The organism is Roseofilum sp. (assembly GCF_982964205.1).
Genome location: NZ_CEZBFX010000069.1, coordinates 1 through 25,813, shown reverse-complemented (window position 1 = coordinate 25,813; position 25,813 = coordinate 1). Strand labels below are relative to the sequence as shown.

At 45.7% G+C, this 25,813-nt stretch carries 29 protein-coding genes and 1 tRNA gene; 17 read left to right on the top strand and 13 right to left on the bottom strand.

The window, feature by feature from the left end:
- Positions 1-142: 142 nt before the first annotated feature.
- Complete coding sequence (locus AC3A14_RS16265; protein WP_318733171.1) at positions 143-1,180, top strand: aldo/keto reductase; 1,038 nt, start codon at positions 143-145, stop codon at positions 1,178-1,180.
- A gap of 70 nt (positions 1,181-1,250) precedes the next feature.
- On the opposite strand, the gene AC3A14_RS16260 is transcribed toward AC3A14_RS16265, so the two are convergent.
- On the bottom strand, positions 1,251-2,315 hold the full coding sequence (locus AC3A14_RS16260) for a hypothetical protein (protein WP_318733170.1): 1,065 nt from the start codon (positions 2,313-2,315) through the stop codon (positions 1,251-1,253).
- Between the two features lie 252 nt (positions 2,316-2,567).
- Between AC3A14_RS16260 and AC3A14_RS16255 the strand changes: the two genes are divergently transcribed.
- Positions 2,568-3,248: a GvpL/GvpF family gas vesicle protein gene (locus tag AC3A14_RS16255; RefSeq protein ID WP_318733169.1), complete on the top strand. Its 681-nt coding sequence runs from the start codon at positions 2,568-2,570 to the stop codon at positions 3,246-3,248.
- 151 nt (positions 3,249-3,399) lie between these two features.
- Here AC3A14_RS16255 and AC3A14_RS16250 read toward each other — a convergent pair.
- The 4 genes from AC3A14_RS16250 to AC3A14_RS16235 form a co-directional block, all read right to left on the bottom strand.
- Positions 3,400-3,472 (bottom strand) — tRNA-Ala (locus AC3A14_RS16250).
- 17 nt (positions 3,473-3,489) lie between these two features.
- Positions 3,490-4,215, bottom strand: coding sequence for an HAD family hydrolase (locus tag AC3A14_RS16245; protein WP_318733168.1), 726 nt, complete (start codon positions 4,213-4,215; stop codon positions 3,490-3,492).
- A 6-nt stretch (positions 4,216-4,221) separates the two neighbouring features.
- Entirely contained in the window at positions 4,222-5,082 is an 861-nt protein-coding gene (locus AC3A14_RS16240) for a class I SAM-dependent methyltransferase (RefSeq protein WP_318733167.1), read from the bottom strand.
- Positions 5,083-5,256: 174 nt separating this feature from the next.
- Positions 5,257-5,541: a YggT family protein gene (locus AC3A14_RS16235; RefSeq protein ID WP_318699122.1), complete on the bottom strand. Its 285-nt coding sequence runs from the start codon at positions 5,539-5,541 to the stop codon at positions 5,257-5,259.
- Positions 5,542-5,678: 137 nt separating this feature from the next.
- Here AC3A14_RS16235 and psbX point away from each other — a divergent pair, with 137 nt between their 5' ends.
- The 4 genes from psbX to AC3A14_RS16215 all read left to right on the top strand — a co-directional run bounded on the left by psbX (position 5,679) and on the right by AC3A14_RS16215 (position 7,886).
- Complete coding sequence (psbX, locus tag AC3A14_RS16230; protein ID WP_283764344.1) at positions 5,679-5,798, top strand: photosystem II reaction center X protein; 120 nt, start codon at positions 5,679-5,681, stop codon at positions 5,796-5,798.
- 121 nt (positions 5,799-5,919) lie between these two features.
- A complete protein-coding gene (locus AC3A14_RS16225; RefSeq protein WP_318733166.1) occupies positions 5,920-6,771 on the top strand; it encodes a Ycf66 family protein in 852 nt (283 codons plus the stop codon).
- A 14-nt stretch (positions 6,772-6,785) separates the two neighbouring features.
- Complete coding sequence (locus AC3A14_RS16220; protein WP_318719361.1) at positions 6,786-7,319, top strand: TolB family protein; 534 nt, start codon at positions 6,786-6,788, stop codon at positions 7,317-7,319.
- Positions 7,320-7,355: 36 nt separating this feature from the next.
- Entirely contained in the window at positions 7,356-7,886 is a 531-nt protein-coding gene (locus AC3A14_RS16215) for a TolB family protein (protein WP_318699125.1), read from the top strand.
- 53 nt (positions 7,887-7,939) lie between these two features.
- Here AC3A14_RS16215 and AC3A14_RS16210 read toward each other — a convergent pair whose 3' ends face one another.
- Together AC3A14_RS16210 and AC3A14_RS16205 are read right to left on the bottom strand one after the other, a co-directional pair.
- Positions 7,940-8,167 carry a hypothetical protein gene (locus AC3A14_RS16210; RefSeq protein ID WP_318719360.1) on the bottom strand — a complete coding sequence of 76 codons (228 nt, stop codon included), beginning with the start codon at positions 8,165-8,167 and terminating at the stop codon, positions 7,940-7,942.
- Between the two features lie 155 nt (positions 8,168-8,322).
- The gene (locus AC3A14_RS16205; RefSeq protein ID WP_413039107.1) at positions 8,323-9,324 is read right to left on the bottom strand and encodes a succinate dehydrogenase/fumarate reductase iron-sulfur subunit; all 1,002 of its coding nucleotides are present in this window, start codon (positions 9,322-9,324) and stop codon (positions 8,323-8,325) included.
- Between the two features lie 444 nt (positions 9,325-9,768).
- Between AC3A14_RS16205 and AC3A14_RS16200 the strand changes: the two genes are divergently transcribed.
- Complete coding sequence (locus AC3A14_RS16200) at positions 9,769-10,182, top strand: AbrB family transcriptional regulator (RefSeq protein ID WP_318699128.1); 414 nt, start codon at positions 9,769-9,771, stop codon at positions 10,180-10,182.
- Positions 10,183-10,369: 187 nt separating this feature from the next.
- Positions 10,370-11,224: a CPBP family intramembrane glutamic endopeptidase gene (locus AC3A14_RS16195; RefSeq protein ID WP_318733164.1), complete on the top strand. Its 855-nt coding sequence runs from the start codon at positions 10,370-10,372 to the stop codon at positions 11,222-11,224.
- On the opposite strand, the gene cbiE is transcribed toward AC3A14_RS16195, so the two are convergent.
- From cbiE to AC3A14_RS16180, 3 genes are all read right to left on the bottom strand, one after another.
- Positions 11,201-12,460, bottom strand: a complete 1,260-nt coding sequence (cbiE, locus tag AC3A14_RS16190; RefSeq protein WP_318733163.1) for a precorrin-6y C5,15-methyltransferase (decarboxylating) subunit CbiE — start codon at positions 12,458-12,460, stop codon at positions 11,201-11,203. The two genes, AC3A14_RS16195 and cbiE, sit on opposite strands and share 24 nt — an antisense overlap.
- 8 nt (positions 12,461-12,468) lie before the next feature.
- Complete coding sequence (locus AC3A14_RS16185; RefSeq protein WP_318733162.1) at positions 12,469-13,068, bottom strand: cobalt-precorrin-8X methylmutase; 600 nt, start codon at positions 13,066-13,068, stop codon at positions 12,469-12,471.
- A 196-nt stretch (positions 13,069-13,264) separates the two neighbouring features.
- Complete coding sequence (locus AC3A14_RS16180; RefSeq protein ID WP_318733161.1) at positions 13,265-13,447, bottom strand: hypothetical protein; 183 nt, start codon at positions 13,445-13,447, stop codon at positions 13,265-13,267.
- Between the two features lie 90 nt (positions 13,448-13,537).
- Between AC3A14_RS16180 and ftsH3 the strand changes: the two genes are divergently transcribed.
- The gene (ftsH3, locus tag AC3A14_RS16175) at positions 13,538-15,376 is read left to right on the top strand and encodes an ATP-dependent zinc metalloprotease FtsH3 (protein ID WP_271940406.1); all 1,839 of its coding nucleotides are present in this window, start codon (positions 13,538-13,540) and stop codon (positions 15,374-15,376) included.
- A gap of 198 nt (positions 15,377-15,574) precedes the next feature.
- Here the strand turns inward: ftsH3 and AC3A14_RS16170 are convergent, their stop codons facing one another.
- Positions 15,575-16,306, bottom strand: a complete 732-nt coding sequence (locus tag AC3A14_RS16170) for an alpha/beta hydrolase-fold protein (protein WP_318699133.1) — start codon at positions 16,304-16,306, stop codon at positions 15,575-15,577.
- A gap of 167 nt (positions 16,307-16,473) precedes the next feature.
- Between AC3A14_RS16170 and fmt the strand changes: the two genes are divergently transcribed.
- The 4 genes from fmt (at position 16,474) to AC3A14_RS16150 (ending at position 18,908) form a co-directional block, all read left to right on the top strand.
- A complete protein-coding gene (fmt, locus tag AC3A14_RS16165; protein WP_318733160.1) occupies positions 16,474-17,481 on the top strand; it encodes a methionyl-tRNA formyltransferase in 1,008 nt (335 codons plus the stop codon).
- 335 nt (positions 17,482-17,816) lie between these two features.
- Positions 17,817-17,948 (top strand): hypothetical protein, encoded by a 132-nt coding sequence (locus tag AC3A14_RS16160; protein ID WP_318733159.1) that lies wholly within the window; start codon positions 17,817-17,819, stop codon positions 17,946-17,948.
- Positions 17,949-18,086: 138 nt separating this feature from the next.
- A complete protein-coding gene (gene psb28, locus AC3A14_RS16155; RefSeq protein WP_318733158.1) occupies positions 18,087-18,422 on the top strand; it encodes a photosystem II reaction center protein Psb28 in 336 nt (111 codons plus the stop codon).
- Positions 18,423-18,443: 21 nt separating this feature from the next.
- A complete protein-coding gene (locus AC3A14_RS16150) occupies positions 18,444-18,908 on the top strand; it encodes a DNA phosphorothioation-associated protein 4 (RefSeq protein WP_318733157.1) in 465 nt (154 codons plus the stop codon).
- A gap of 149 nt (positions 18,909-19,057) precedes the next feature.
- Here the strand turns inward: AC3A14_RS16150 and AC3A14_RS16145 are convergent, their stop codons facing one another.
- Positions 19,058-19,945 (bottom strand): acyl-CoA desaturase, encoded by an 888-nt coding sequence (locus tag AC3A14_RS16145; RefSeq protein WP_413038681.1) that lies wholly within the window; start codon positions 19,943-19,945, stop codon positions 19,058-19,060.
- A gap of 329 nt (positions 19,946-20,274) precedes the next feature.
- Here AC3A14_RS16145 and AC3A14_RS16140 point away from each other — a divergent pair, with 329 nt between their 5' ends.
- From AC3A14_RS16140 to AC3A14_RS16125, 4 genes are all read left to right on the top strand, one after another.
- Positions 20,275-21,126 carry a DUF928 domain-containing protein gene (locus AC3A14_RS16140; RefSeq protein ID WP_318733156.1) on the top strand — a complete coding sequence of 284 codons (852 nt, stop codon included), beginning with the start codon at positions 20,275-20,277 and terminating at the stop codon, positions 21,124-21,126.
- Between the two features lie 14 nt (positions 21,127-21,140).
- A complete protein-coding gene (locus AC3A14_RS16135; protein ID WP_318733155.1) occupies positions 21,141-23,075 on the top strand; it encodes a CHASE2 domain-containing protein in 1,935 nt (644 codons plus the stop codon).
- 237 nt (positions 23,076-23,312) lie between these two features.
- Positions 23,313-24,416 carry an HhoA/HhoB/HtrA family serine endopeptidase gene (locus AC3A14_RS16130; RefSeq protein WP_318699141.1) on the top strand — a complete coding sequence of 368 codons (1,104 nt, stop codon included), beginning with the start codon at positions 23,313-23,315 and terminating at the stop codon, positions 24,414-24,416.
- Positions 24,417-24,705: 289 nt separating this feature from the next.
- Entirely contained in the window at positions 24,706-24,861 is a 156-nt protein-coding gene (locus tag AC3A14_RS16125; protein ID WP_487779062.1) for a hypothetical protein, read from the top strand.
- Between the two features lie 146 nt (positions 24,862-25,007).
- Here AC3A14_RS16125 and AC3A14_RS16120 read toward each other — a convergent pair.
- Positions 25,008-25,813: RHS repeat domain-containing protein (locus AC3A14_RS16120; RefSeq protein ID WP_487779061.1), on the bottom strand; the 806-nt coding region annotated here is incomplete at its 5' end.

Genomic DNA, 25,813 nt, shown 5'->3' with positions numbered 1-25,813 from the left:
ACAACTCACATCTACGATCAACAATGTACCTCATAGCAGCGCGAAGCGCTGTATTTCCTCTTTAGCCTTCTTCTCACCCCTTGAGTCCTATTACCTGTACTTGTCTGGTGGTAAACTTTATTAGTCAATCGGGATTAAATAAATGAAGTATCATCCATTAGGTCATAGCAATTTATCTGTATCTGAATTGTGCTTGGGAACGATGACCTTTGCGAGTCAAACTACCATACAGGAAGCTCATCAGCAATTCAATTATGCTGTTTCTCAAGGAATTAATTTTATTGATACGGCTGAACTCTATCCACTGCCGGGTAATGCTGAAACTCAGGGGAACAGTGAGAGTGCGATTGGTCAGTGGTTAGTTAACCAACCTAGAGATCAATTAATTATTGCTTCTAAAGTAGCAGGAGCTGGGCCGCGATTTCCCTGGATTCGTGGCAAAAATCGCCGGGTCGATCGTACTAATATTGAACAAGCTATTAATGAAAGTCTCCGCCGCTTACAAACAGATTATATTGATTTATACTATATTCATTGGCCCGATCGCTATGTCCCAGTATTTGGGGAAATCCATTATAACCCTTCCCATGAACGAGAAACAGTTCCGATTGCGGAACAGCTAGAAGTATTCAGCGATTTAGTAAAAGCTGGTAAAATCCGTTATGTGGGATTATCCAATGAAACCCCTTGGGGAGTCTGTGAATTTTGTCGTGTTGCCAAAGAATTGAAGTTGCCGAAAGTTGTTGCTATTCAAAATGCCTATAATTTAACTAATCGTATTTTTGAAATACATTTATCGGAAAGTTGTCGCTTTCATAAACTGGGATTATTAGCGTATAGCCCGTTGGCTTTTGGTCATCTGACTAGAAAATATATGCAGACAATTCCCCCAAAATCAAGATTAAAATTATTTCCTGGATTTGATCAAAGATATCAGAAGCCAAATTTTGAAAAAGCTGTATCTGCTTACGTTAAGATCGCTCAAAAGTTTGCCTTAACTCCCTTGCAAATGGCTCTAGCATTTGTTCGTTCGCGTTGGTTTGTAACCAGTACCATTATTGGATGTTCTAGCCTGGAGCAATTGCAAGAAAATATTAATACCATCGAAATTCAAATATCTCAAGAAATTATTGCAGAAATTAATGCAGTTCATTCTATTTATCCTAATCCCACCCCTTAAAGTCTATTTAGTTTATGTAGGGTGATTTCCCTTCTCCCACCGGAAGAAGGGGATGACAAAAGAGGGATATTTATTTCAGTTCAAAACTGGTTCCGCGATAACATCCTTGAAAAGAGGTCAGGGGAATTTGAGTCTGGCTTTGTAATTGAGCGACTAAGGATTGACTATTGGCAGTGGCGGAAGCTTCACCCCAATTGTAGTGAATCATGCCCAACATATTTCCAGTTTGGTGATAACTGTATTCTTCGACAGGAATACCTTCTGCACCGACGATCGCCTGATCGTAATAGCCATTAATGATAATTTTCTCGATTTTCACCCCAGGAGCAGTCCTGAGATGCCATTGTACGGGTTCGTAAGCAGAGAGGGCTAGAATAATGGGCCGATCGCGTCTTTCAACCTGGATATCTACTTGTCTGGTAGGATGATAACCTCCACTATGATCCCAATGAGCTTCATAGATACTAATTAAGTGTAATTCGCGATCGCGCCAGCGATGCGGAGCATTATCGCCAACTTCATGGGCTACATAGCCCGAAAAATCGCCGGTTCCTCCAATACCACAGCTATAACCTGGAGCAAAGGTGGTGCGGGTAACCGTTTGGCTCAGTTGTTCTTGCAGTCTGGGTTTAAGCCACGTCCAAGCAGCAAATCCAAGTCCAGCGATCAGTACTATTCCCACACCCACAGGAAGAACAGTTTTTAGTAAGCGTCCTGCGTCTGATTGACTCCACTGATTGAACGTTTGTTTGACCGTGTCTGCGGTATCTTGAATGGAGTTAGTATTGCCATCAAGCTGGGCGAGTAGGCGTAAGCTTTCTGGGTTATCGAGTAAGCTTTGAATCGCTTGACCTTCACCTACATAAAACTGGCGGGAGGTGCGGTCAAGCAGCAGCCAATTTTCTTCTTGTTCGAGATGGTAGGGTTCAACGATGGGATCGACTTCGGGATGTTGAAGAAAGACTTGCCAGGCGATCGCCTGACCCGCTCCGACATCATCCCCATCACTATACATCAGTTGTCCAATATCACTATCCCAGTGCCAGGCAACCCAACGGCGATCGCCTGTATAACCGAGAGATTTTTCTAACTGAGCATGGGCGGTAAGATTAATCCGTTCAACTAATTTAGACATAATAATATCGTTATGGGTTAAGCAATCCCTTCGCCCTTGTCCCGTAGGTTAGGTTGGGTTTGACTGGGCTTAATAATTGGCGAAGGTCTTGGTAAGGACTTTGCTCTGTTCTACGGTAACCTGTCTTTTTTTCCGGGCCAAGTGTGGGGGAATTAAAAATTAAACCCTGTTACCGGTTGGTGCAATTAGACGATGTATCGTTAGTGAGGTTCCTAGCAAGGGTATGATCGCGGGGATGGATTATGGACAATCATGTATACTTACGCTTTAATTAAAACGCCAGAAACACCTCTAGAACTGCCTCCGGGATTAGTTGGAGATTTAGAGGTCGTTACGACTGGGACGTTAGCCGCGATTACTGAGCCACAACTATCGCCGACTAAAATGGAAGCGCTGGTGCAAGACGATCAACTGCTAGAACAAGCTTATATTCATTATGGAGTTGTGGTCTGTGATTTATTTGCCAAAACCACAATTTTACCTCTCAAGTTTTACCATTGTTTTCGCGATCGCCTCGCCCTAGAAGAGCATCTTACTACCCATCAAGACCAGTATCTAAACACCCTCAATACCTTAGACGGGAAAGGGGAATATATCTTAAAGGCATTTCCCAAGCCCCTAGAGCTTCCTCCTTTAGACAAGGAACAAAAGGGAAAAGCCTATTTTCTGGCCAAGAAACAACGATATCAGCAGCAGCAAGAGTATCAAAACCAGCAAAATTCACAATGGGAAACGCTGACAGAACAAGTGCTAGCATTATATCCAGAGGCTGTTATTCCCGAACCCCAAGAGGATAAATGGCAACTGTTTTGGTTAGCACAAAAAGATCGGCGATCGCTCTTAGAACAACACCTCTTTACCTGGCAAGAACTTTGCCCAGATTGGGATTTGAACCTCAGCGATCCCATTCCTCCCTACGATTTTTTGGAGTGATACAGCGCTTTGCGCTGGGGAATAGGGAATAGGGAATAGGGAATAGGGAGGCACTCTACTTCCTTTCGCTGCTATATAGGCTGGTAATGGGTAATAGAGTAATAGAGTAATCCTATCCCTCTTGCCTAGCGCGCTGCGCTATATTGCCTAATGGAGAATAGGGAACTCGAATCCCTGACCTCTGCGGTGCGATCGCAGCGCTCTACCAACTGAGCTAATTCCCCAGATAGCCTCTAGTTTATCATTCTGTATTGGGGAAGGGAAGGGCAGACGGCTCAAAATAGGCTTTTACGCGGTCTAGCTCTAGCTCATGGAGGTAGTCTACTGTCCAATTGGCTTGCCGTTGAATCATGTGGAAAGGATAGGTATTAGCGACTCCAACAACTTGCATTCCGGCACTTTTGGCAGCTAAGATGCCTGCCGGAGTATCTTCAATCACCAGACAGCATTGAGGAGAGAGGTACAGGGTGGGATCGAGTTCATTAAAGCGCTCTACCGCACGTAAATAGCCTTCAGGATGGGGTTTGCTCTGTTGCACTTCATCCCCAGCAACAATAACCTCAAAATACGAGAATAGGTTAGCTTGTTTAAGAATCCACTCGACTTCTGAACGTAATGCTCCCGTGACTAATCCTAAGCGTAACCGAGCCACCCGTACCTTATATATAAGATCTTCGACTCCCGGATAAATCGGGAGTTTGTTGAGCGCTTCAAGTTTTTGCTGGTATCTTTGGGCTTTCTGAGCAATCAGGGGAGCAAGCGATCGCTCATTGACGGCTCGTCCCCTGCGTTGGAGTAACTCCAACAAACCCGCGAGATCGGTTCGTCCTAGACAGCATTCATTGTAATCACTGGGATTCGGAGGCAGATTTTGTGAGAGGAGAATCTCATTAATCAGTTCCTGGTGGATGGGTTCATCGTTAATGATGACCCCATTAAAATCAAAGAGGACAGCCTGAAGACTCATTTTGTCTTAAAATGCCGGTGACAATACACTGCTTAAATTATGCTCCACTTGGACAGAATTCTCCAGTTTCTGTGGTAAAGGTTTCATCGCTTTAGTTACCTGATTGACCCAGAAAATCGGCTCTGCACTCACCTTTTCAAAGCGTGCTTGTTTCATCCATTGTTCGAGATCGCCAGCAGCAAAGGCTTTCATATACGGCTCTTCAAAGATATTAGTAATCCATTCAGCTTGTCTGAGACTGGTTTGACTGCCGTCTAGGATAATACATTGTCCTCCTGGAGTGAGCAGGCGGAAGACTTCTTGTAAAATGGCTTTGCTAATAGCAGGAGGAGTTTCATGGAAGAGGAGCGTAGCCGTTACCAAGTCAAAATGTTCACCTTCCCAGGGAGTTTGTTCTGCCAGTCCATGATGCCAGTGAATATCTAGATTGGCTTCCTTGGCTTTGTGTTCTGCCATGACTAGCATATAGGGAGAAAGGTCTAACCCAATAACCTCAGCTTGGGGATATTCTTGTTTGAGTAGCAGAGTAGACGATCCCGTCCCACAACCAAGATCCAGGATACGACGAGGATAACCACCGATCGCATCGATTAACTGTTCTCTCACCCAATGTTCTTGGGGAAAGACTGCATATTGAGTAATGGGATCGTAGGTAATGGCGGCATCAATACTTAAATAGCCATTTTCAATTCCGTGGAAATTCTGGCTACTGTAATAGTTGGGATAGCTGAGGTTGGGGTTCGAGAGGCGATCGCTTTCTTCTTCCCAGTTGATTTGATTACGGAGCTTTATCAAGGCATCTTTATCCAAAAAGAGCATGATAATGGGTTTGAGGTATTGTTCCCAAAGGGTTGTTGGTGCAGTCATATATTTAGGGCATAGAGAATAAGGGAATATTCTAACTATGCCATATAATAAATTTCACGGTAGTGCGTTAGGAGTAAAATTCCCAGAGCGCTACAGTGCCACAATGAAGGAAATATAATGCCCGATTTTAGAGGGGTCGCGAGACAACAGGGTCAAGCCTAATACCAGTCGTAATTAAAGCATCATTTTTAACAATCCCTGTTGACCAATAAGCAATTCTCGGATCAGAGAGCAGATGCCTACCCAAATAATAGGGGTAATATCGACACCCCCTAGGGGAGGGACAACTTGGCGTAAGGGACTTAAAAAGGGTTCGGTGGGCCAAGCAACAATATTAAAGGGAAAACTGTTGAGATTGATTTGAGGATACCAGGTGAGGACAATCCGGAAAATAAACAAAAAGGTCATGATTGCCAGGGTGATTCCTAAAATTAAACCGATCAGGCTCAGGGGGGTCATCTGATTTTCTTATATCCCTTATCATGCTACGTCTCATTAATTGTACAGCAACTGCCTAGCGCGAAGCGCTATACAACGCTAGACTCTGTTAGAATTAAACCAAAAGTAAATCTTTTAGTAATCTTGCGTGAGGATCTATGACTCCTTCTTTAGCCAATTTTTTGTGGAGCCTAGTCTGGGGTGGCGTAATTGTCGTCATTCCGGCAACCGTTGCTTTAATCTTTATTAGCCAACGGGACAAAATCCAGCGCTCTTAAGAGATTAGAGCCGATTTTAAACCGCAGATCCTTAGAGTTGGTGACATAACTGAGTCTCAAGGGTTTGCGGTAAAATTTTAAAAATGCAGGATTACGGTCAGTTTCGTGGAGTAGGCAAGTCATGGTCAATATTGGACTCAACCCAGGGGCAATGTTGGGCGTTGTCCTGTTTGGGGCCGGCGCTGGGTTGTATTTTCTTCGGTCTGTTCGCCCAGAACTGGCACGGGATCATGATATTTTTTTCATGGCGGTGGCAGTTCTCAGTGGTGGGATTCTGTTTTTTCAAGGATGGCGACTCGATCCCATTTTAACGTTTGGTCAGTTTCTGTTGACCGGATCGGCGATTTTTTTTGCGGTGGAAAGTATTCGCTTAAGAGGCTTGGCGACTTCGCGGGCGAAGCAAAATACGCCGATTGTGGATGAGGATCGACCGGTGAGCCGGGCTTATACTTATGATGGATATGAGGGTTACGATCCTCGGTTGGATCGGTTGGAACCGGATGAAGATCCGCGTCCTCAGCGGATGATTGGGACGAAGGAAGACCGCTATAGTCAAGGAGAGCGCTATGAGGAGGACTATCCTCGACGCTCTTCTTCAAGTCGTCGGCGGAGCAGCTCCCGACCTCCAGCGGCATCTTCTAGCTCAGGGCGTAGACCCTCTCGCCGTCCTTCGGGAACAACGAGCAGAGGTTCTGAGGATTGGGAAACGTCAAGTTATCGGTCAGTTGGGTATGAAGACCCCTATGGCCCCATGGATATGGATGATGAGCGCTCCTATGGTCGTCCTCCAGAGTCGCGAGATTCTCGTCCCCCGTCTGAACCCCGTCGTCCTCGTCCTCCAGAGAGCGATAATGCCACCTATCGCGATCGCCGGCCACCAGAACCACCAAGGGAAGATTATGTGGATTTTGAGCCGCTGGATGACTTGAAAAGCGATCGCCCCAACGATGAACCGGGGAATTTTGATTATTAGGGAGTGAACCAACCATGGCTGGTGGCTCTCGGTTAAGCCAGGTTATTCTACTCAGTATGGGAGTCTGGGCCGTTCTTCTGGGGGGATGCAACCAGGTAGAGGTTCCCCTCGGCCCCCAGGCGATTAATAGTCGCTATCGGGAGGAACAACCAGCGGTGAGTGGCAGCGGTCAATATGTGGCGTTTGTCTCCAATCGCGATCGCCGTCAGCAAATTTATCTGTATCATCTGAGCCAACGTCAATTTATCCAACTCCCCCGTCTGAATCAACCCAACGCCATCATTGAATCTCCCAGTATTAGCTACAATGCCCGCTACATTGTCTACCTCAGTAGTATTCGCGGCAAACCAGAAATCATTCTTTACGATCGAGTGACGAAAAGACAAGAAGCGCTCACCTTGGCTTATCCAGGTTGGGTACGCAATCCCAGCATTAGCCCAGATGGCCGTTATGTGGTTTTTGAAACTGATCGTCGGGGGCAATGGGATATTGAAACGATCGATCGCGGCCCAAATATTGAATTAGATATTCCGGATGGCCCAGTATAGTGCTACGCCCTAGTAATAGGTAATAGGTAATGGGGAATGGATAATCGATCCAAGTGTCAGAAAAGAGCTACTATTCTTTGGCTTTCTATGCTAGTGGTTCTTGGTAACTTGATGGGGTGTAGCTATCCTCAAGTGCTGGCAGAACCCTACGATCCCAATGGGAAAAGTCTCAATAGTGCCTATAGTGAATCTGACCCCCATGTAGCCGGTCGTTATCTGGTGTTTGCTTCCGATCGCAGCTTCAGTCAAGATATTTATCTGTATGATTTAGTGGAACGCCGTTTAATCGATTTGCCCGGTCTCAATTCCTTAGATATGATTGCCTCCCATCCCGATGTCTCCGTAGATGGTCGCTATATAGCCTTTGCCGGTAACCGTCAGGGGGAAACTGATATTTATCTGTATGACCGATCTCTGCGGCAATTACGTAATCTCACTCGTAGTTTAAATACTCAAGTACAGCATCCAATGTTAAATGCTGATGGTTCTCGAATCGTCTTTGAAGCCAATGCTAAGGGGCAATGGGATATTTTTGTCTATAACCGTTTGGGAGAACGGATAGAGTAGGGAATAGGCAAGGGAATGGGGAGTTTACCGCGCCTCCCCGTCCCCCTATTCCTTTACTGCCAGCCAATCCATTCAAAGAACGTTTGTTGACTGACCCATTCTAAAATGAGCAGGAGAATAATACCGATCATGGCAAATCGGCCGTTGAGTTGTTCGGCGTAGGTTGTCCAGCCAAAAGAGGTTTCGGAAGGGTTAGGCTCTGGTGTGGCAGGTTCTGGGGGTGATTCGGGGATTTCGGGGGTTAATTCTGGGGGGGATTCAGGCATTTCATCAGAAGTCATAAGTGATAAGCGCTTTGCGCTGGTAATGGGTCATAAGTATTAGTCGCAAGTTAAGGCTGTAATCTAGGAGAGGTAATAGGCAAAAGGCAATAGAAAAGGTAATTTCTCCATCCTCCCATCTCCGTGTCTCCGTGTCTCCGTGTCCTCCCTACTGCCTACTCCCCACTCCCTACTCCCTTTGAGGATTCTAAGGTTTGAACCGCTTCAATGAGCGATCGCACTTCGGACGTGCCTTCTGAAGGCTCAAACGTAAAGGGGAACTTGCCCCGTGCTAACAATCGTAAGCCAACGGGTGTAAGGCTCAACAGGCCTTTAAGATCTCGAAAGGCATTACCGACTACTTTAAGTGCAAATTGCCGCTCATCGACCCAACCGCCTTCTTTAACCATATCCACAAGAACCTTACGATGGCGGATCGGGCGGCTAGATTCGGCTGTCTGGCGATCGAGAATTTCTCCTTTAATTTTACTAATTTGCTCTAAAGGATTGACCTCCATGGGACAAACCGTATCACAATAGAGGCAGCGGGTGCAGGCCCAAACGCCATCAGTCGCATCATTATATCGATCTAATCGCTCTGAGGTTTGACTATCACGGGTATCGGCAACCATACGATAGGCTTTAGCTAGGGCATGGGGGCCAACAAAATCCGGATTGACTTCCACCGCATTACATTCAGAATAGCAAGCGCCACAGAGAATACAGTTACCCGTTTTATCCAGTTGCGATCGCTCTTCAGGCGCTTGCAGAAACTCCCGTTCTGGAACCGATCTTGAGGCAGTACTCACATAGGGATCGACCTTTTCTAAGTTGTCCCAGAATGATTGCATATCGACCACCAAATCCTTAATAACGGGGAAATTCCCCAACGGAGCAATGGTAATGGTGGGGGGAGAATCAGCTTGAGCAGTCGCGCTGAGTTCACCCCCCACATTTTCTTTACACGCGAGTGCCGAACGGCCATTAATTCGCATTCCACAACTGCCACAAATTGTATTTCGGCAATTTTTACGGAAGGCAAGAGTACCATCAAATTCCCATTTAATGCGGTTGAGACAACTTAAGATGGTTTCACTCGGATCGACATCTAATGTATAGCGCTGAACTGTTGGGGCGCTCTTTTGCTCTTGGCGAATAATCTGAAAAACAACTTCCATGACTTTAGAGGTTTGCTTGAGCAGGTCAAGGGATGACCTTATCATTCTACCGTTCTTCCTGGTATTGATTGACAGACCTTGGCGATCGACTGGTCTTGATATGGCTTGAACCCGTTTAATCCTACTCAGGTTTTCCTCAATCTTCTCATAATTGAACCGAGCTTTTTTCCTCCTTGCCCAATGGGGATAGGGGGGATGATCCTAAAGGGTTCAAGAAAGAGTAAACGGATTCTTTCCCAAAACGATGAAAAAAAATAAAAAAAAACTTCAAAAATTCACTATAATTGTGTAATATACTTGTTAAGTCTGTCAGAAAAAACCTGACCCAGACCAACCCAAGAGTCAGTCCAACCAACTCTGAAGCAAGTTTCTTCAGGGTCGTACAGTTATAGCTCTGAAATTGGGTCTGTTTTGTTCAAGTCCACCGAAAAATAAGGTATCCAAATGAGCGAAAAGGATTTACCACTTCCAGAAGCACCCTATACAGGGAAAGCGTTGCTTCAAAAAGTCAGCGAACTCTCCCACCTATCCCGTAGAGAAAGGGCCAAATATTGTGGGTACTATAACTCTGCAAAAAAAGGGGATGATATCCGGGTTAATTTAGGGGCATTCTATGATGCCGTATTAGCCGCCAGAGGCATCGATCTCGATCCAGGGAAATCTAAAGATGGCCGGGGACGCGAGCCAACTTATCGTGTCAGTGTTCATAAAAATGGCCAAATTGTGATTGGTTCTACTTATACGGAAGCCATGGGGCTGAAGAAAGGGGATGAATTTGAGATTAAATTGGGCTACAAACACATTCACTTAATTCAAGTGGATGAGAATGATGATAAAAATGGATCTGAGCCGGATTAACCCTAGCTAAAATCCAGACGAAAGAGTATAGGGCTTTGTGCTAGGTAAAAGGAAATAGGCAAAAGGCAAAAGCTCGTTTTACTGAGGGTTTGAGCCTTTGATAACGAACCTCAGTACAGAGCGTTTCATGTCCGAGACAGTCTAAATCTCTGTAAGCGTGCGAGCATCTACGTCTGGATCGGGAGTTATGTTTTCTCTATTTGTTTCTAGATGGTCATCCCATCTTCACCCCAGTTCAGGAATTCTTAAGAGTTTTGCTTTTTTTGCCCTGTGGGTAACATTGTGGTTACCGATCGCCATTCCTATTGCTCGTCATCTGAAATGGCATCCTCCCCATCCCTTAGATCCCCAACAAAAACTGTCCTTACTAATGCCCCTATACCTTTTGGTTCCCTTGTTGTTAGGGGCAATAGTTTGGATAGAGAAGCAGCCGATTTCTAACTATGGTTTAGGGCTAGATCGGTCAGTTTTCGTTTCGCTAATGGCAGGTCTGGCTCTGAGCATCCTGACATTATTTATTGCCTATGGCTTGCAGGTAGTCTGGGGAACCTTGGCATGGCAACCCGAAGCGATTGCCGCCTCTTTCCTACCCACACTCGGCTCAATTTTAGCCCTAAGTTTATGGATCGGTGTCATAGAAGAAACCGTATTTCGGGGATTTTTGCTGACCGAACTGCAAGGGGATATGGGGCTGGTATGGGCGGCTATCCTTTCGAGTTTAATCTTTGCCCTTTCCCATCTAATTTGGGATTTTAAGGGCAGTTTAATCCAAGTCCCTGGACTGGCCTTGATGGGCCTAGTTTTAGTGCTGGCCCGTTGGGTCGATGGAGGAAGTTTGGGGTTAGCTTGGGGACTTCATGGGGGTTGGATCTGGGGATTAATCAGTTTAGATACAACCCAAATTTTAAAGCCAAAATCCGATCGTTCCTGGCCCGAATGGGTAACGGGTATAAACGGAGAACCCTTAAGTGGCCTGGTGGGGATTTTGATTTTGGGGATAACGGGCTTAATTCTGGGATTAATGGGCCATTTTGGCAGTTGAATCAAAGGGTTCAATCGTCAGGAGGATGGCAGGATTGAGAGGAGCAAAACGGGTAAATCGGCCTACGGGAAGTGAGCGGGAGACCTGGACTTGTAGCACCCGATAGGTCAATTGGAGGCGATCGATCCAGGCGATCGCCTCTTGTAGATGCTCTAATGTAGCTAGGGCCATGACTATTTTACCCCCAGGTAACAAGGTGGCTAAACAACAGGCTAAAATTCCCTCTAAAGAATCTCCAGTACCGCCAATAAACACCCGGTGAGGGGCAGGAATTTGACGTAAAATGTCGGGTGCTTTGCCTTGAATAGAGACGATATTCGAGAGGGCAAAGCGCCGAGCATTATTTTGAATTAGTTGAATTCCAGCAGCCGTTTTTTCAATGGCATAAATTTGGGCTGTGGGGACTAAACGTCCGATTTCCACGGAGACGGAACCCGTTCCAGCACCAATATCCCAGATGACTTGCTTGGGTTGTAGACCGAGTTCTCCTAGGATGAGAAGACGGATTTCCCGCTTGGTGATTAAGCCAGGTCGATCGCCGAAACTGTAGAATTGGCGATCGGGTATGCCGAGGGCGGGTAAGGCATTTAAATCAATGGAACGATCTTGGGGTTTCTCTACCAAGATCGTAATATTCAGGGGCGCAAACGTCCGCATCAAGGCTTCTTGAGGGGATAAGTTTTGGATGCGCTCATCGCTTCCTCCTAGGTTTTCACACACCCAGAAGTCATAATAGGTGGGGCTGTCTACATTCAATAATAGATGGGCGATCGCTCCTGGACTATGGAGCGGATCGGTCAATACGGCGATGGGAGAAGCGCCTTTTTGCAGCGCCCTCACCAATTGATCGAACTCTCGACCATGGATACTAATGATTGTCGCTCCTTGCCAAGGGACTTTCACCCGACTAAAGGCAAGTTGAACGGAACTGAGATGGGGATGAAAGCATAATTGCTCTGGCGGAAAATAGGTAAGCAATAGTCGTCCGAGACCAAAAAATAGGGGGTCACCAGAAACCAGGATGACGATAGTTTCTGAGCTGAGGCGCTCTTTAACCTGGTGTAGGGTTTGGGAGATGTCGTTTAAGCTGAGGCGCTGGGCTAAGTGTTGGGGAAAATAAGCCAAGTGGCGATCGCTACCCACCAATACCGTTGCGCGATCGACGATTTCTTGCACCACTACCGACAGTCCAGATGCGCCCTCTAAGCCAATACCCACAACATTAATCTGATTCATCTGTTTCCCTACGCCAGATGGATCAAAGCATTAACAATAGCTGCCGCCACTGGCGATCCGCCCTTACGCCCATTTACCACAATTTGGGGAACTGCCAATTGTGCTAAACGAGATTTCGCTTCCACCACAGACACAAATCCCACAGGAGCGCCGATGACTAGAGCCGGTTGCACCCTACCCTGTTCGATCTCCTCACATAGGGCTAATAGAGCTGTAGGTGCGTTTCCAATTACAAAAATGCCATTTGGAAACTGACGGGCTAAATGAAGCATTCCCGTTTCTGTGCGGGTTTTTCCTGGTTCCGCTTCAGGTGCTGCTTCGACTGCGACCCAGAGAGGATTATTAAAGGTTTGAGTGACTAAACCGTGAATTCCTCTGCTCACCATCGAGACATCGGTAATAATGGGATACTGTTGGCGAAGGGCATCGATACCAGATTGAATGGCTGTGGGACTAAAGTTAAGTAAGTCTTTGAATTCAAAATCGGCAGTGGTGTGAATGACACGACGGGCGATCGCATATTCCTGAGCATTTAAAGTATGGGGGCCAATCTCGCGATCGATCGTGGCAAAACTTTCCAGCGCGATCGGATGTTCAAATTTCTTCATCGTTACGTCAAAACCACCACAGTAATATCATCAAACACCTTATACTCGCCAATAAATTTCCGCTTCCGTAATCCCATCTGTATACAATACCATCACATCTTCAGTATTCAAATGAAATTGAAATCACGGTAATTCTTGCCCTACTGGAGTTATGAGATATCACTCGAGCGATTGTTACTGTTGAGGCGATACAAACTCAGCGAGATCGCCCTTGAGCTTCAGGACTTCCTCTTGCGATCGCGGTAGGGTTTTCCACACTCCCCACACCGATCCGATCTATCACTGACCCCCGATCGGGGAATTTTTCAAATGGGCAATCCCTGATTAAACTGTGGATGTAGGGCGATCTCCATTCCCAATTAGCCAACCGATCGGTCACAGTTTCGTAATATTCGTTAATATAAGATTAATAATCATAAACAAGAACCGTCCTAAATACCCTAAAACACAACAGGAGGATCGAATAGGCGTGAACAAACGGTGGAGAAATGCAGGACTATATGCTTTACTGGCGATCGTCGTCATTGCCTTGGGAACAGCGTTGTTTGACCAACAACCCCAACCCACCCAAACCTGGCCCTACAGTCAACTGATTGATGAAGTTGAGAGCCAACGGGTAGAGCGGGTCAACCTCAGTGCTGACCGTACCAGAGCGCTAGTGACCGCAGAAAATGGCGATAAGATTCTGGTTAACCTTCCCAACGATCCAGATCTACTCAACATTCTCACGAACAATAATGTTGATATCTCAGTTTTACCTCCCAGTGATGATGGGGCTTGGGTGCGGGCCTTAAGTAGTCTGTTTATCCCGATTTTGCTGGTGGTAGGGGTCTTTTTCCTCCTCAGACGGGCCCAAAATGGCCCTGGCTCTCAGGCGATGAACTTTGGGAAATCGAAGGCTAGGGTGCAAATGGAACCCCAAACCCAAGTCACCTTCGGAGATGTGGCTGGGATTGAACAAGCCAAATTAGAGTTAACAGAAGTCGTAGACTTCTTGAAAAACGCCGATCGCTTCACGGCAGTGGGCGCTAAAATCCCCAAAGGTGTCCTCTTAGTTGGCCCTCCTGGAACGGGTAAAACTCTACTGGCAAAAGCAGTTGCAGGTGAAGCAGGAGTTCCCTTTTTCTCCATATCGGGTTCTGAGTTTGTTGAAATGTTTGTCGGAGTTGGTGCGTCCCGCGTCCGGGATTTGTTTGAACAAGCCAAAGCCAATGCTCCCTGTATCGTCTTTATCGATGAAATTGATGCCGTTGGTCGTCAACGGGGTGCAGGTTTAGGTGGTGGCAATGACGAGCGCGAACAAACCCTGAACCAATTGCTGACCGAAATGGACGGCTTTGAAGGCAATACCGGAATTATCATTATTGCGGCAACTAACCGTCCTGATGTTCTCGATGCCGCCTTGATGCGTCCCGGTCGCTTTGACCGTCAGGTGGTCGTAGACCGTCCCGACTATGCTGGACGCTTAGAAATTCTTAATGTTCATTCCCGGGGCAAAACCCTATCCCCTGATGTGGATCTGGAAAAAATTGCCCGTCGGACTCCTGGATTTACCGGTGCAGACCTCTCCAATCTCTTGAATGAGGGAGCCATTTTAGCGGCTCGTCGCAATTTAACTGAGATTTCCATGGATGAAGTCAATGATGCTATTGACCGCGTTCTGGCTGGCCCCGAGAAAAAAGACCGGGTTATGAGTGAAAAACGCAAGGAATTGGTTGCCTATCATGAAGCTGGCCATGCTTTGGTGGGCGCTTTGATGCCAGATTACGATCCCGTACAGAAAATTAGCATTATTCCTCGCGGCCGTGCTGGAGGTTTGACTTGGTTCACACCGAGTGAAGAGCGCATGGATTCCGGATTATACAGCCGTTCTTATCTGCAAAACCAGATGGCGGTTGCTCTGGGCGGTCGTTTGGCTGAAGAGATTGTCTTTGGTGATGAAGAAGTGACCACTGGTGCATCCAATGACTTGCAACAGGTGGCACGGGTGGCTCGGCAAATGGTGACTCGTTTCGGCATGAGCGATCGCCTCGGACCGGTCGCATTAGGTCGTCAGCAAGGCAATATGTTCCTGGGTCGCGATATTGCAGCCGAGCGGGATTTCTCGGAAGAAACGGCAGCCGCTATTGATGATGAGGTGCGGAATCTGGTAGACCAAGCCTATCGCCGCGCTAAGGCAGTGTTAGTCAATAATCGCGCTGTCCTCGACCAATTGGCACAAATGCTAGTGGAGCGGGAAACGGTTGATTCTGATGAACTGCAAGAGTTATTGGCCAATAGTGAGGTGAAAATGGCGGCGATCGCCTAATTTCACCGATAGCCATCCTCAAGGATCGACAAATGGATAGGGGCAAACAGTCGTTTGCCCCTATCCATTTTTCAGTTTAGGTTCAGACGGCGATCGTTCGCGATAAATCATGAGGAGCAAAGGGAGTAGGCTAAAAGTGCGAACCAGAAACTCCTTCTTTGCTCGATGTTTAGTCTAGAAGAAATCTGTGGAATTGGGTTAGGCAAACGCTGCTAGTTGTGCTTGCCAAATTGACCAATCATGGCCCCCATCCCAAATTTCTAAATGATGGGGAATGCCATTGCGATTAAAAATATCACACAAGCGTAGATAATCGGAGAGACAGTGGTCATGTTGAGCTGTGAGTAATTTCAGGTCAGTATTGGCTCCTCCTAACTCTAACCAGCGATCGCGGTTCATATTAGCCATGTAGGCGACTGGATTAATAAAATGCAACTCCTTAGTGGTTTCTTCGGAATTCAACTGCGCAATCCCAGGCAGCTTGCTTAAATCATAGGTTCCCGACATAGAAATACAGCGGCGGACAATATTTGGATAGCGCAAAGCCAAATTTAACGCATGGGTTGCACCCAAAGAACAGCCAGCGGCCACTAAAAAATCATTTTGGGCTTCATCACAAGCATAGGGTATAAACTCCTTATACCAATGTTTCTCTAACAATAACCAGCGCTGACGGCGTTCCTGAATCGTTAATCCTGGAGCTAAAAGTGTTTCCCAGTCCAAGGTATCTAAACAAAACACCTGAGTCCAGCCCATATCCAAATGCCGCCCCAGAGCCGCTATTAAACCCCGGTCTTCTGGATCGAAAAAGCGTCCATTGCTTGAAGGAAACAACAACATGGGATAGCCAGAGTCCCCAAAATGCAAGACTTCCATTTCCCGTTGCAGAATATGGGAATAGAACCGGAAATACCGACGACAATAAGCCATAGAGTTTAAACTGAAAGCGTGAGTCAGACTTGAGCGATCGAGAATGGATATAGAATTGAAAGTCTAGAACATGGGTTGTGAACGATATCCTCCGGTAACTTAAAACAATAACGTAACCATTGTCCAATCCTTAACCGTTTCTCAAACATCATACAGAACCGTAACCCATGAGAGTTATTTTTTTTGGTACACCTGCCTTTGCTGTCCCTACCCTAGAGCGATTATTATCCGATCCACACTTCAAAGTTCTGGGCGTTGTCACCCAACCAGATAAACGTCGAGGTCGAGGGGGTAAAGCCATCCCCTCTGCTGTGAAAACCATTGCTCTGAGGGAGAATTTACCGGTTTGGCAACCTGAGCGAATTAAGAAAGATTCCTTGACATTACAGGAATTAGAGCAAATGCAGGCTGATGTGTTTGTGGTGGTTGCCTACGGTCAAATTCTTTCCCTCAAGATTCTGAATATGCCTAGACTCGGATGCGTGAATGTCCATGGCTCAATTTTACCTCAATATCGGGGAGCCGCTCCCATCCAATGGTGTCTCTATCATGGGGAAAGGGAAACCGGTATTACTACTATGCTTATGGATAAGGGAATGGATACCGGAGATATGTTGCTTAAGTCAGTGACCCCCATTCGTTTAAGGGACAATGCCCATACTCTAGCCGAACGGTTAGCTCAGATGGGCGCAGATTTATTAATCGACACTTTGTTAACACTCGATCAACAGCAGATTACCCCCATTGCCCAGGATAATGATTTAGCGACCTATGCACCTTTGATTAGTAAACCGGATTATGAGTTAGATTGGCAACGCAGTGCCCTAGAGTTACATAACCAAGTGCGGGCATTTTTTCCGTCTTGCATTGCTCAATTTCGCGATCGCCTATTGAAGGTCATGGAAACTTCTCCCTTAATGATGGATCAAGGATTAGAATTGCCTGAAGAGTTGACGGCATTAGAACAGAATTTACAACATATGGACTTGGATGATACCCAAGTGGGAGAAGTTGTTTTTCTTGCCAAAGGATTTGGCCCAGTGGTGAAAACTGGACAAGGGTTGTTAGTTTTGCATCAAGTGCAATTAGCTGGAAAACGGGCGCAATTGGGAAGCGATTTTATGAATGGCTCCCGCTTGCAAGTGGGAGACATCATGAACCACAGCAGTAAATGAGTTAGTTAGGACAGCTATTATGCAGTGAAACTACGAGTAATAATTGAGTAAATCTTTACCTGCTTTATAGAGAATTGTATGGATCGATCTGCGTAAGTCCTATCTGTCTCATTCCCCCTCTTAGTAGTGAAGTGGTTTTGTGTAAAATATGTGTGAGTAACTGATTTATAATGGGTAGGGAGTAGAGTCAAAGCCCATCACTGCAAGAGTTTAATTGCTGAAGCCGATGATGAGCTTTGAACTTGAAGAGGGTCATCGATGGTATAATACGCGATCGCTTCAAGACATCAATACCACTAAGCGACAAGTTCTATTTTATCTTCCTAGACCGAGGGATGAATAACCTACCCCAAATTTTACCGAAACCGCTCTATCTCCATCAAGCCGAGCGTTTAGTGCGAGAATTAAAGCGATCGCCAGTCAAAGCCGAATTAATCCAGCCCTTTTATCAACAAACTGGAGAATAGGGAAAAACCCGGTTTTCACCATTCCCTATTCCCTTCCCCATTCCCCAGCGCGAAGGACTATAGTTGCACAACTTCCCTGGTACTGACATGATAGTAAAACACCTGCAATTCGTTTGAATTACCCTAAATCACAAAAATATGGCAGAAATCCAGTTAACCAGAGGAATCACAGAAAAGGATGTTCCTGAAGTGCGTCTGACTCGTGCTAAAAATAAAAGTAGTGGTACAGCAACATTTATTTTTTCCGATCCCACCGTTTTTAAGGAAGGCAATACGGATGAAGTCACTGGGTTACATCTGATTGATGAAGAAGGGGAAATTGTCAGTCGAGAAGTAAAGGCTAAGTTTATTGATGGTAAACCCACGACTGTGGAAGCCTTATATGTGATGGAAGGAGAGGCGAAGTGGGATCGGTTTATGCGCTTTATGGAACGTTACGCCAAAGATCATGGTTTAGGCTTTCAGAAAGCATAGAACGATCTGGGACAAGGTAGGATGGCAGGATACCGCATTCGATTAGCGAAGGATAAGGGAGAGTTAGTCAAGCGGTTGGTTGAATCTAACGAAGATAATGCACCGTTTGAAACCTATGCAGATGTGGTGATGTTTGCGGCTACTCTAGGATATCACCGTAATCAAGTGGTTCCCCTGAATGATGTTATTGCTAAGGAACCCGCTCCCATTGCCTGGGAGGTTTTTCGATCGCGGGGATACGATCGCACCATTCGCCTATTGGCGATCGCCAAAACGGAGGACGTTAGCGTTCTTTCCCTTTCCTCTCCAGAGGCGATCGCCAGTCAAATTCAAATCCTCGAAGACTATGCCAATGGAGGGCTACAAATCCTACAAGACGAGTTGCGCGGAATTATTGATATCACTCATCATCTCCCCCTGATGTTGCTCAAACACCAGCATCCCCAAGAATCCACCCCAGAATTCGATTTACGGCAATTTCTATGAATAGGGAATGGGGAATAGGGAATAGAGACAAGGAGCTTAAGCCCCTTGTTATATTACCCCTCTAAAGGTAAAAATCTTGTAAAACAAAACTTTTACCTTTTGCCTAGCCCGAAGCGCTATAAGCACCGCTTCATCAAGAAATAATTAACCTAAGTTTCCACTAAAACCGGTAACTCTGGCTCCTTCTTCGAGCGTTTTAAAAGCGCTGTTTCACTCGGTATTCTCGGTTTAGAAGCCAACTTGAGAAACTCTAGCATTTTAATAAATGCATAAGTAGGATCGGGCAGATAAATCACCTTATCTTCACGGAGCATAATGCCATGGCGACTTGAGGAAGGAAACGCATGATGAAGATTATGCCAGCCTTCCCCTAACGTGAGAAACGCCACCCAGCCATTATTGCGGCTCAAATCATTGGTTTCAAAGTATTCAGAGCCGGTAATATGGCAAAATGAATTAACTGTTTGTACCCCATGGAAAAGTAAGGTAGTACTCAGGAAAAACGCACCCAAATATTCCCAGCCACCGATCGCATAAGAAACGACTCCTAGGGCAACCAGAGGCAGAAAATGTAAGCGATCGAGTATCCTTAAGGGAAGATTATTTTCCACATCACTCGGTAGTTGAGCAGGGAAGAAATTTTTAGAGAGCAACCATCCCCCTTGAGACCAATAAAATCCACGCATTCCCTCATAGGGTGCATGGGGAGAGTGGGGATCGAGGTCTTGTTCGGCATATTGATGATGACACAGATGGTGAGCTTTCCACCAACTTGGGCCCATTTGTCCAGCCGATGCACCGACTATACATCCTAACCAGAGAATAAAAGGATTAGCTTGATAGCTTTTGTGGGTAAGCAGTCGATGGTAAATGCCTGTCGTAGCCAGCATTCGGATGAAATATAAAAAAATAATCCAGGCGATCGCACCCCAAGATAAGCCAGTGAGTAAAACCATGAACGATCCAATATGACTAACGATAATCAATATTGGCCCGATAACATACGAAACCTTTGTAAGTAGGGAGTAATTCGGCATTGTATTGTTGTAGTATCCTTTGTTCAACTCCTGACCCAACCTAACGATATCACACCCTTCTTCTCAAGAAGATACTCTCAGCACTCCAGAGAGTCCAGATGTGGGTCGGTCAACAAGATATAACAGTAATAGGAGCCATCTTTAGGAACTCATTTTCCAGATATTCTGACTCATTTTCCAGATATATAGCACTTCTCTCTTCTAGAGGAGTACAGCTTGAAGCCTTAGACCCTAAGCCATACAAGCTATTCCCTATTCCTTAGCACAAAGTGCTATGTAGCGTTTTTCCATGACCCATTACCCCTTACCAGCGCGAAGCGCTCTTTACCATGTTTCAGCCTTTTTCTAGAACCTTAATCTACCTGAGCTGCTATGCGGCCTTTGTAACTGGAGCCTTCTCTCTCCCCCAAGCTTCTCTAGCCCAACTGCCCACAGACCACAATTTTGAACCTCCCCCTGGCGCTGGGAGACCCAATGAAACCGTAGGTGGAGGGAGTCGCCTTTTAGAAGAAGTACTACAAATTGACTTTGAACCGCCTCCAGGTCAAGGGGCCCCCCGTGAAACGGTTGGGGGAGCCAGTCGAGGCCCTAAATGTTTACCCCATGAAATGCCGGTTACCGTATTAGTCCCCAGAACAATTCAAGGAATTAAGTATGGCTTAACCGTCGATCCTTCTCCTGACTTTTTTGTTTATATCCCGGACACCGTGGCCACTCAAATTGAATTTATTGTCACGGATAATCAACCTTATCCCAATGGACAAATTATTGATGAGCGGGTGATTGATATTCCCCAGAAACCCGGAATTATAAGAATTCCCTTGGAAGGGAAATTGGAAAATGACCAATATTATGAATGGGCAATTTACTTACAATGTCCCCAAGTTACTCCAGGCAGTGAACCCTCCTTTGCTTTTCCGTCTTCCGGATGGATCAAAAAAATTGCAGTGGATGAAACCCTCCAGCAAAAAGTAGAGGCTTCTTCGGTTATGGAAATGATAATCACCTATGCTAAAGAAGGGATTTGGTTCGACACCTTGAGTGTTTTATATGAACAATTGGAAAAGCATCCCAACAATGATAAATTGCAAAAAACATGGAAGCATTTCTTGCAAAATCAAATCACTGATATTGACCCCTTAATTCTAGAATCTTCAATCGTTAATTGTTGTCAGCCTTAGTCCTCTGGCTATATATGTGGAAAAAAATCCAACAAAATTGGGAAGAATGGAGAGGGGTTATTCTGATTGCTCCGAGCATGGCATTAGCGGTTATTGGATTGCGAATGATCGGAGTATTCCAACTTTTAGAATGGGCAGCATTAGACCAATTTTTCCGCTGGCGACCCATAGAACCGATGGATGAAAGAATTGTAATTGTAGGCATTACAGAATCGGATATTCAGCAAATGCAAAAATGGCCCCTATCCGATCGAGTTTTGACTCAATTAATTGAGAAAATCCAGTCCCAAAATCCTAGGGCGATCGGCTTGGATCTGTATCGAGATTTGCCTGTAGAACCGGGTTATCAGCAGTTTGTGGAGGTCGCTAGAAATACCCCAAACTTAATTGGGATTGCCAAAATTGAGGGCGATCGCCTGGGAGAGTCGGTGGCTTCTTCCCCGGTTTTAGAGGAACTCAATCAAGTTTCAGCCGCCGATTTGATTCTGGATGGTGATGGCAAAATTAGACGGATGTTATTGTCAGTTCGCGATAGTGGCGGTAAAACGTTTTATGGATTGGGGACTCGATTGGCTTTGGATTACCTGCAAGATGAGGGCGTTGAATTAGAGATGCTCGATGCCCACAGGGGTAAGGTAGGCTTGGGAAAAGCTATTTTTAGCCCCCTCCAACCCAATGATGGCGGGTATGTGAATGCAGATACCGGAGGCTATCAGATTATGTTAAATTTTCGCCCTCGGTTTTGTTTGCTTTCCCAGCAGCCTTGTCAATTATTTGAAACAGTAACCCTCAGTGATGTTTTAGACGATCGCCTCCTCCCCGATCTGATGCGCGATCGCATTGTCCTCATTGGTGGAAAAGCAGCAAGTCTCAATGACCGCTTCATTACTCCCTTTGGCTATAGTTTCCAAGAAGGGGGTATTCGTTCCGGGGTTGAAATTCATGCAGATCTGGCCAGTCACATCATTAGCGCAGCTTTAGATGGCCGTCCCCAAATCCAGTTTTGGTCAGAACTCGAAGAAGGCCTTTGGATTGGATTTTGGTCAACTTGGGGGGCTATTTTAGGCTGGATTTTCTTGCGTATCCGTTGGAAAATGATCGGCGTGTTTTTCTGTGGTTTTGGTTTAACCTTAATCACGTATGGAGCATTTCTATTGGGTTGGTGGTTACCTGTATTTCCTCCCCTAGTTGCACTATTCGGGGCAGCCATTTCAATTACAGCTTATATTGGCTTGTTAGAGCGCCATAACCGACAAACCATTATGCATTTATTTGAACGCCACGTGACACCTAAAATTGCCCAAGCCGTTTGGAGAGACCGACACCAACTGCTCAATGAAGGGAAACTAACGGGACGAAAACTAACGGCTACGGTTTTATTTACGGACTTGCAAGGTTTTACGACCATTAGCGAAAGTATAGACCCGGAAACCCTGATGGTTTGGTTAAATCAATATATGAATGCCATGGTCAATATTGTCTTAAACTATGATGGGGTAGTGGATAAATTTATTGGCGATGCGGTGATGGCGGTTTTTGGGGTTCCTATTCCCAGCACCACGACCGAGGCGATCGCCCAAGATGCCCAATTAGCGGTACAGTGTGCTGTAGAAATGGGAAAAACACTGCGATCGCTCAACCGTGCTTGGAAAGCTTCCGGACTACCGACTGTAGCGATGCGGGTGGGTATCGCTACCGGCGAAGTGGTCGCGGGTTCCCTCGGTTCCGACCAACGGATGAACTATACCACCATTGGCGATAGTGTTAATGTTGCGGCTCGTTTAGAAAGTTATGATAAAACCTTAGATGGCGGCTTATGTCGCATCCTGATTAGTGAAGAAACCTATGAAAAAATCAAGGGGCAATTTCCGACCCAGGCGATCGGATCGGTCTCCCTCAAAGGTCGCACCGCACCCGTTAAAATTTATCAAGTAATCGGTAGTGGGTAAGAGGTAAACCATTTTTCCCTGGAAAAAATTTGTCGGTTGGGTAGAGACAAAAAAATTTTGTCCCTACTCCCATCCTCTATTGCCTCTTCCTTACCTCATCGGGTTATCAATACCCACCCAGCGAGTTACGATATTACCCAATGTTGTACATAGTAATTTTGATGGTTGATTATGCGTTTATTGTCTAGAAAATGTTCCATAAGTGGAGTCCAAGGGAACATTTTATTTCTACTTTCCATGTCTCTGTTGACCCTGTTCCTCAACTTTGCCGCACCCTCTGCACTGGCTCTCCAAGTGCCTCAGCCGGGAGCCAACAATTTTGTCACGAGTGCCGTGAATCAAGTTGGCCCCGCAGTCGTTCGGATTGATACGGAGCGTACCATTGTACGGAATATAGACCCCTTTATGACCGATCCCTTCTTTCAACGTTTTTTTGGTGAAGAGTTTTTTAATACTGCACCCCGTGAAGAACTGCAACGGGGCCAAGGCTCAGGATTTATTATCGACTCGAATGGAATTATTCTGACCAATGCCCATGTGGTGAGTGGTGCAGACCGCGTACAAGTGACTCTCAAAGATGGTCGCTCCTTTGAAGGCAACGTTTTAGGCACCGATCGGGTTACGGACTTAGCTGTAGTGGAAATTGACGACCCCCAAGGGCAATTACCGATGGCTCCCTTGGGCGATTCCGATCGCGTACAAGTCGGCGATTGGGCGATCGCTGTAGGCAACCCCCTAGGCTTAGATAACACCGTCACTCTCGGTATTATCAGCACCCTTAATCGCCCCTCTTCAGAAGTCGGCATTCCCGATAAACGGGTAGACTTTATCCAAACTGATGCGGCGATTAACCCCGGAAATTCCGGCGGTCCCCTGCTCAACGACCAAGGCGAAGTGATTGGAATTAATACCGCTATTCGCGCCAATGCTACCGGAATTGGATTTGCCATTCCCATTAATAAAGCCAAAACCATTCAAGGACAACTCACGAAAGGAGAAAAAGTCGCCCATCCTTACATTGGCGTGCAAATTGTCAACCTAACCCCAGAGTTAGCCAAGGAAAATAATCGTGACCCCAACGCTCCCTTATTCTTGCCCGAAATTGAAGGAGTTTTAGTCATGAAAGTGATTCCAGATACTCCTGCGGCTGATGCGGGTTTACGTCGAGGGGATGTTATCATTGCTATTGATAATCAACCGATTAAAACGGTAGATAAATTGCAGCGGATCGTCGATCAAAGTGGTTTAGGTACATCCTTATCCATTCAGGTAAAACGGGGCAATCAAACCCGACAATTCCGGGTGAAAACCGCCCAGTTAGAGGAAGTTATGGACAATTAATCTATTCCTCCGACAAGAAATCAACAAGACACCTTTTCTGTCACTTTTCGACATCACCAAAAGTGCGATCGCCCTCAACTCTGGTATTCTTTTTAGAGATAGTGCGATCGCCTAACTTAAAGTAGAATCAAGAGAAGACGCGATCGCCAACAACAGGAAAAGGAGTTGCAGCGAGACAGAGCTAACAGTGCCCAATTGGAGCATGATCGCGCCACAGAGCGATCTGATACTATTTCTCCATGATATTGCGCTTAATAAATACTCTCAGACAATTACCTCAATAGAAATCATGAGTGGCAAAATTAAAGAGAAATGGTATGAGAGTGCCGAATCGGATTTACAACAGTTTTACCTCAAGTTCACTTGTTCAAGCATTTTCCCTGGCAATATCATTGATATCAGAGATTTGAAGTTCGTCAGGAAAATTCGGACATTTTTCTTTTAGAAAATTCCATGAATCTCCTATATCACCCAATAAATCAATTTGAGCAAAGTCAAAGTCACTGTTATGTATACTTCTAAGTATCCAAGAGGGATCGGTATCATACGAACATTCTAGATCGGAATAAATTAATCCAATTCCTTGTATCTTTATAAACACCACCAAATGGCATTGCTAGAGATAATCGACTCGGATCTACATAACTTACCGGATTCCCATGAGCATACAAAGTACTTATGCAGACTAATAGATTCCTCTAAACGCCCTTCATAAGTATCCCGTCGCGTAAACCTCCCCGTCGTCGCATCATAATACCTCTGCCTTAAATAATACTGTCCCAACCCCTCATCAAACTGCTCCCCAGCAAATAAATAATCATTCTCACTATTGCCAACCCTCTCCACCAAATTGCCATAAGCATCATACCAATACGCATCCGTAACCTCACCACTGCTATCAGTCAGTCCTCTCGTACTACCCAACCCATCCACAAAATAGAACCAATCATCCCCATTTCTCTCTTGAGAAATCAGATCCAAACCATACACATAACTCGCCACTTCCTCCCCATCAACAAACTCAGCCAACACCTGGTCGTAAGGACGATTCTTATCCAATAAAAAGCTCGTTTTCTGACCATCTACCGTCTGAGAAACGCGAATATTATCATCATCGTACTCATACTTAACAATCTGTTGACCATTCTCCTCAACTTTTACCAAGCGATTTTGGTCGTCCCAAACATACTCAATCGTCGCCGTTCCTTGCTGTCTGCGCTCGATTAAATTGCCATTATCATCATAATCATAGTAAATCGTCTTCTCACCCTTCTCCTTCACCTGAATCAACCGGTCATTATCATCATAAACATAACTGCGAGCGCCAGCAGAAATCCGATTTCCCACCTCATCATAACTATAAGTAATCGTCTCCCCACCTAATACTGCCGCCTCAA

Bases quoted from the DNA above. Each gene is read 5' to 3' on its own strand.
- AC3A14_RS16265 (WP_318733171.1), top strand. From the start codon at position 143: ATGAAGTATCATCCATTAGGTCATAGCAATTTATCTGTATCTGAATTG.
- AC3A14_RS16260 (WP_318733170.1), bottom strand. From the start codon at position 2,315: ATGTCTAAATTAGTTGAACGGATTAATCTTACCGCCCATGCTCAGTTA.
- AC3A14_RS16255 (WP_318733169.1), top strand. From the start codon at position 2,568: ATGTATACTTACGCTTTAATTAAAACGCCAGAAACACCTCTAGAACTG.
- AC3A14_RS16245 (WP_318733168.1), bottom strand. From the start codon at position 4,215: ATGAGTCTTCAGGCTGTCCTCTTTGATTTTAATGGGGTCATCATTAAC.
- AC3A14_RS16240 (WP_318733167.1), bottom strand. From the start codon at position 5,082: ATGACTGCACCAACAACCCTTTGGGAACAATACCTCAAACCCATTATC.
- AC3A14_RS16235 (WP_318699122.1), bottom strand. From the start codon at position 5,541: ATGACCCCCCTGAGCCTGATCGGTTTAATTTTAGGAATCACCCTGGCA.
- psbX (WP_283764344.1), top strand. From the start codon at position 5,679: ATGACTCCTTCTTTAGCCAATTTTTTGTGGAGCCTAGTCTGGGGTGGC.
- AC3A14_RS16225 (WP_318733166.1), top strand. From the start codon at position 5,920: ATGGTCAATATTGGACTCAACCCAGGGGCAATGTTGGGCGTTGTCCTG.
- AC3A14_RS16220 (WP_318719361.1), top strand. From the start codon at position 6,786: ATGGCTGGTGGCTCTCGGTTAAGCCAGGTTATTCTACTCAGTATGGGA.
- AC3A14_RS16215 (WP_318699125.1), top strand. From the start codon at position 7,356: ATGGATAATCGATCCAAGTGTCAGAAAAGAGCTACTATTCTTTGGCTT.
- AC3A14_RS16210 (WP_318719360.1), bottom strand. From the start codon at position 8,167: ATGACTTCTGATGAAATGCCTGAATCCCCCCCAGAATTAACCCCCGAA.
- AC3A14_RS16205 (WP_413039107.1), bottom strand. From the start codon at position 9,324: ATGGAAGTTGTTTTTCAGATTATTCGCCAAGAGCAAAAGAGCGCCCCA.
- AC3A14_RS16200 (WP_318699128.1), top strand. From the start codon at position 9,769: ATGAGCGAAAAGGATTTACCACTTCCAGAAGCACCCTATACAGGGAAA.
- AC3A14_RS16195 (WP_318733164.1), top strand. From the start codon at position 10,370: ATGTTTTCTCTATTTGTTTCTAGATGGTCATCCCATCTTCACCCCAGT.
- cbiE (WP_318733163.1), bottom strand. From the start codon at position 12,460: ATGAATCAGATTAATGTTGTGGGTATTGGCTTAGAGGGCGCATCTGGA.
- AC3A14_RS16185 (WP_318733162.1), bottom strand. From the start codon at position 13,068: ATGAAGAAATTTGAACATCCGATCGCGCTGGAAAGTTTTGCCACGATC.
- AC3A14_RS16170 (WP_318699133.1), bottom strand. From the start codon at position 16,306: ATGGCTTATTGTCGTCGGTATTTCCGGTTCTATTCCCATATTCTGCAA.
- fmt (WP_318733160.1), top strand. From the start codon at position 16,474: ATGAGAGTTATTTTTTTTGGTACACCTGCCTTTGCTGTCCCTACCCTA.
- AC3A14_RS16160 (WP_318733159.1), top strand. From the start codon at position 17,817: ATGAATAACCTACCCCAAATTTTACCGAAACCGCTCTATCTCCATCAA.
- psb28 (WP_318733158.1), top strand. From the start codon at position 18,087: ATGGCAGAAATCCAGTTAACCAGAGGAATCACAGAAAAGGATGTTCCT.
- AC3A14_RS16150 (WP_318733157.1), top strand. From the start codon at position 18,444: ATGGCAGGATACCGCATTCGATTAGCGAAGGATAAGGGAGAGTTAGTC.
- AC3A14_RS16145 (WP_413038681.1), bottom strand. From the start codon at position 19,945: ATGCCGAATTACTCCCTACTTACAAAGGTTTCGTATGTTATCGGGCCA.
- AC3A14_RS16140 (WP_318733156.1), top strand. From the start codon at position 20,275: ATGTTTCAGCCTTTTTCTAGAACCTTAATCTACCTGAGCTGCTATGCG.
- AC3A14_RS16135 (WP_318733155.1), top strand. From the start codon at position 21,141: ATGTGGAAAAAAATCCAACAAAATTGGGAAGAATGGAGAGGGGTTATT.
- AC3A14_RS16130 (WP_318699141.1), top strand. From the start codon at position 23,313: ATGTCTCTGTTGACCCTGTTCCTCAACTTTGCCGCACCCTCTGCACTG.
- AC3A14_RS16125 (WP_487779062.1), top strand. From the start codon at position 24,706: ATGAGTGGCAAAATTAAAGAGAAATGGTATGAGAGTGCCGAATCGGAT.